Origin of the sequence: Pseudomonas sp. I2 (assembly GCF_040984075.1) — a bacterium.
GTDB classification, from domain to species: Bacteria; Pseudomonadota; Gammaproteobacteria; order Pseudomonadales; family Pseudomonadaceae; genus Aquipseudomonas; species Aquipseudomonas guariconensis_B.
In genome coordinates, this window is the sequence record NZ_JBCGFQ010000103.1 from 1 (window position 1) to 3,968 (window position 3,968).

A 3,968-nucleotide genomic window follows, 5' to 3' on the forward strand; every position below is an offset into this window, starting at 1 on the left:
CGTACACCACCAGCTCCTTGGGGTTCTCGGCCACCTGCGGGTCGAGGTTGTTCATCAGCATGCGCAGCGGCGCTTCGGTCAGCCAGCTCTTGGCGGTCAGCTTGTTGCCACGCGGGGCGCGGATTTCGGTGTCGCGGAATCGGGAAGCTTTCATGGTGGTTTCCTTCTTGTGGGGGTGGTGTCCCGGGTGACGATTTCTCGCTCGCACCTGAGAGATCGTCGATGTCTGTCATCGCTTATACATACAACCATATATCAACCTGTATATACAAGATGGCGCGAACGCGCGCGCAACCTGCCGTCGGCGCTCTGGACAAGGGCTTCAGGGAGAGAAAATGAATTTATTTTTCAATGGGTTGAGTGTCGTGAAGGTGTCTATCGGCATCCGCCGTGGACGCCAGGAGGGCGACGAAAGGAGAGAAAAAGTTTTGCGAGCAGCAAAAAATGCAAAACGAGGGGCTATCGACCAAACAGGCCGATGGCCCAGCAGGGCTTGCAGCGCTACTGACCGAAGCGGCCCTCCAGGTGGTAGCGTGAGCCCGGATAGACCAGCCGCGCGCAGCCCACTTGCCCCTTGCCAGACCAGCTACGACGGCGGATGAGCAGGCATGGATCGGTACGCTTGATGCGCAGCAGCTTGCATTCGGCGGGGGTTGCGTGGATGGCTTCTACCCTGTGCTCGGCTTCGGTCAGCGGCGCCAGTTGCACCAGGTAGGCATAAGGGGTGATGCGGGTGAAGTCCTGCTTGAGGTAATCGGGAGCAATGTCGGCATTGACGAAGCGCTCCTCGATCTGCACCGGGGTTTCGTTCTCGTAATGCACCAGCACCGAGTGAAACAGGTTGCACACGCCGTCCAGGGTGAAGGGCAGCGAGGCGGGGGCCTGGTCCCCCAGCGCTTCCAGCAGGATCACTTCGCTGCGATGGGTGTGGCCACGCGAGGTGATTTCCTCGGCGATGTCGTGGATACGGAACAGCGCGGCATGCCCCTTGGCTTCCGCGACGAAGGTACCCACCCCTTGCAGGCGCACCAGCACGCCTTCGATGGTGAGTTCGCGCAGCGCCCGGTTGATGGTCATGCGGCTGACGCCCAACTGGTTGAACAGCTCGCTCTCGGAGGGCAGCTTGAAGTTCGGTCCCCAGACACCGGTGCGGATCTGCTGCAAGATGATGTCCTTGACCCTGGCGTAGAGCGGGGCAGGGCTTTCGAGGGCAAAGGCGGCCAAGGATGCGCGGTCGTCGGAGGCGTTGGGCACGGGATTTCCTGGAAATGGTTGGGCGGTTCGCGTCGCCCCCAGTTTAACCCCGCCTGTCAGGCGGCGCCTAGGCGAGTAGACCGTGCCGACGTGCCATCGAGCTCATATGCCCGATGGTCAGGCCGTTTCACCACGCCCCTCAAAGGGAAACCAACCCATGCTCGATCGCATACTTCACCAACGCCGCCGCCGTATCGATATTGAGCTTGCGCCGTATGCTCAAGCGGTAGGTTTCCACGGTGCGCACGCTGATCCCCAGCTCCCGCGCCATCTCCTTGTTGTTCGCACCTTTGGCGATCATCGACAGCACCTGCACTTCGCGCGGCGTCAGGTCATGCTCGTCGCGGTTGTTGCCGACCAGCTTGCGGGCGATTTCCGGGCTGTAGAAGCTGCCGCCCGCAGCGATGGCCTCGATCGCGGCGATCAGCTCCGTGGAGGGCGCGTTTTTCAGTACGTAGCCCAGGGCGCCGGCGCTGATCGAGGTGCGCACGTACTCCTGGTTGTCGTACATGCTCAGCATGAGGATCTTGATGCCCGGGTACAGGGCCCGCAGCCTGCGGGTCAGCTCCAGCCCGTTCATGTCCGGCAGGCCCACATCGACGAGCAGGATATCCAGCTCCAGGGCCGCCACCAGCTCAAGCGCTTGGGCGCCGGACTCGGCCTGGCCGACCACCTGGAAATGCGCGATCGCGCTGAGCAGCGATTTGACGCCATCACGCACCAGGACGTGGTCGTCGACCAGGGCGATTCTGATTGGGGGAGTAACGCTCATGGCAGTCTCGGGGCACTGAAGGTGATGAAGCCGATCACGCGCTGCGGATCGGTATGTGGACCTGCAATTGTGTGCGGCCGCTCATGGATACGATGCTGAAGGTGCCGTGGTGGTGATCGACCCGTTCACGGATGTTTCTCAAGCCGATGCCGTGGCTTTCGTCCGCCGCGCCAGGGTCGAAGCCCACGCCGTTGTCCAGCACGCGCAGCGTGATCATGCCGTTGTGGGCGGCCAGCGCGATTATAGCGGTGCTCGCCTTGGCATGGCGTTCGATGTTCGCCAGGGCCTCCTGGATGATGCGAAACAGCGTGAGCGAGAGGTCGGCATCCACCTCGATGTCGTCCAGCGCGCATTCGTACTGGGTGCGGATCGCGGTGCGCTGCTCGAACTCGCGCAGGTGCTGGTCGATGGCCGGCGACAGGCCCAAGGTATCGAGCAGCGACGGGCGCAGGTCATGGGAGATACGGCGGATCTCGCCGATCGCGGCGCCCAGGCGGGTCGTGCCTTTGCGCAGGTTGGCCAGCCCCTCGGCCTGGCCGTTGGCCACTTCCAGGGCTGCCAGTTCGAACTGGAACTTGATCGACACCAGCAACTGGCTGATGCCGTCGTGCAACTCGCGGGAGACGCGGGAGCGCTCTTCTTCCTGGAGGTTGACGATGCGCTGGTTGAGCATCGACAGCTTTCGGTCGGCCAGGCGATGTTCGCTGACGTTGAGCATCAGGCCGCCGGTGAAGATCACCAGCACGGCCAGCAAGGAGAAGGAGGCGATCGCCAGCACCGTGGTCAGGACGCCGGAGGCGACTTCCTGGCGCGACTTGAGCGTTGCCACTTCCACGTCGTCGATATAGATGCCGGTGCCCAGCATCCATCCCCAGCGCTCCAGCATCACCACGTAGGACAGTTTGCCGGTGACCTGGCCACTGGAGGGCTTCTGCCAGTCGTACAACTGGTAGCCGTCGCCCTGGCTGGCGCTGCTTAGCAGCGCCTGGATCACCGGCAGGCCGTTCTTGTCGGTCATGCCGATGAGTTCCTTGCCGACCAGCTCCGCCTGCCTGGGGTGCATCAGGTTCTTGCCGTGACGATCGTAGACGAAGAAGTACCCATCCACGCCGAAACTCGCCCGGGCCAGCATCTGCAAGGCACGCTGGCGGGTCTTGTCGTCGTCCGCACCACTGTCGTACAGCGGCGCGATCAGGCTCATCGCCAGTTCGAGGTAGTTCTTCAGCTCCGCCTTCTTGGCGGCCATGATGCTGCTCTGCACCAGGCGGGCCTGGTCCTCCTCGAGCTTGCGGCTCTGGGCGAACACCAGGACGCAGATGAACAGCACCGACACCAGAAGCGGCAGGACACTGAGGGTGACGATCTTGTGCTTGAGTTGCATGGTCGGTCCCGGGGCGAGGAGGCGGGGGTAGCAGGTTTTGCCTGATGTCATGCCCCAAAAGCAAGAGCGCCACGACAGGCGTGGCGCTCTTTGTACAGGTGGGGTGTTCAGCAGCAACGGACGGGGCGGCCATTGCCGCCGCCGTAGCGTGCGGCCTGGCGTTCCCTGAAGAACGCCTCGTAGCTCATCACCGGCTTGCCCGGGTGCTTGGCCTGCATGTGCTCGACATAGTTGTCGTAGTCGGGCATGCCGACCAGCATGCGGGCTGCCTGCCCCAGGTATTTGCCCATCTTGCTCAGGTCATTGAACATCGATGCGTACCTTCAGGCCTCGGGGAGGGGCTGGAACGGCGACTCCTTGTCGGTACGTTCGGGCTTGGCCCAGGCACGGCGCCCGACCTGCAGGGCGAAGTACAGGATGCTCAGCACCACGAACAGGAACAGCACGGTCAGGCCCGCGTTGGTGTAGGCATTGAACACCACGTGCTGCATCTGCGCCAGGTCCTTGGCCGGCGCCAGTACCTGGCCGGCGTCCAGCGCGGTGCTGTACTTGTTGGCCAGG

General features: G+C 63.0%; 5 protein-coding genes and 1 pseudogene. All 6 read right to left on the reverse strand.

What is annotated here, in order from left to right; all coding sequences use genetic code 11:
* Window positions 1-154 (reverse strand): hypothetical protein (locus WCE05_RS25645; protein WP_225790948.1); only part of this gene is annotated, 154 nt, incomplete at its 3' end.
* Between the two features lie 347 nt (window positions 155-501).
* Window positions 502-1,254, reverse strand: a complete 753-nt coding sequence (gene hutC, locus WCE05_RS25650; protein ID WP_253081799.1) for a histidine utilization repressor — start codon at window positions 1,252-1,254, stop codon at window positions 502-504.
* A 139-nt stretch (window positions 1,255-1,393) separates the two neighbouring features.
* Window positions 1,394-2,026, reverse strand: coding sequence for a response regulator transcription factor (locus WCE05_RS25655; RefSeq protein WP_225790945.1), 633 nt, complete (start codon window positions 2,024-2,026; stop codon window positions 1,394-1,396).
* Between the two features lie 34 nt (window positions 2,027-2,060).
* The gene (locus tag WCE05_RS25660) at window positions 2,061-3,407 is read right to left on the reverse strand and encodes a cache domain-containing protein (RefSeq protein ID WP_368816805.1); all 1,347 of its coding nucleotides are present in this window, start codon (window positions 3,405-3,407) and stop codon (window positions 2,061-2,063) included.
* Window positions 3,408-3,514: 107 nt separating this feature from the next.
* On the reverse strand, window positions 3,515-3,718 hold the full coding sequence (locus WCE05_RS25665; protein ID WP_225790947.1) for a YbdD/YjiX family protein: 204 nt from the start codon (window positions 3,716-3,718) through the stop codon (window positions 3,515-3,517).
* Window positions 3,719-3,730: 12 nt separating this feature from the next.
* A pseudogene (locus WCE05_RS25670) lies at window positions 3,731-3,968 on the reverse strand (carbon starvation protein A); the annotation flags it as partial.

Excerpts from the sequence above, each read along its gene's own strand:
- WCE05_RS25665 (WP_225790947.1), bottom strand. The coding sequence starts at position 3,718 with ATGTTCAATGACCTGAGCAAGATGGGCAAATACCTGGGGCAGGCAGCC.
- WCE05_RS25660 (WP_368816805.1), bottom strand. The coding sequence starts at position 3,407 with ATGCAACTCAAGCACAAGATCGTCACCCTCAGTGTCCTGCCGCTTCTG.
- WCE05_RS25655 (WP_225790945.1), bottom strand. The coding sequence starts at position 2,026 with ATGAGCGTTACTCCCCCAATCAGAATCGCCCTGGTCGACGACCACGTC.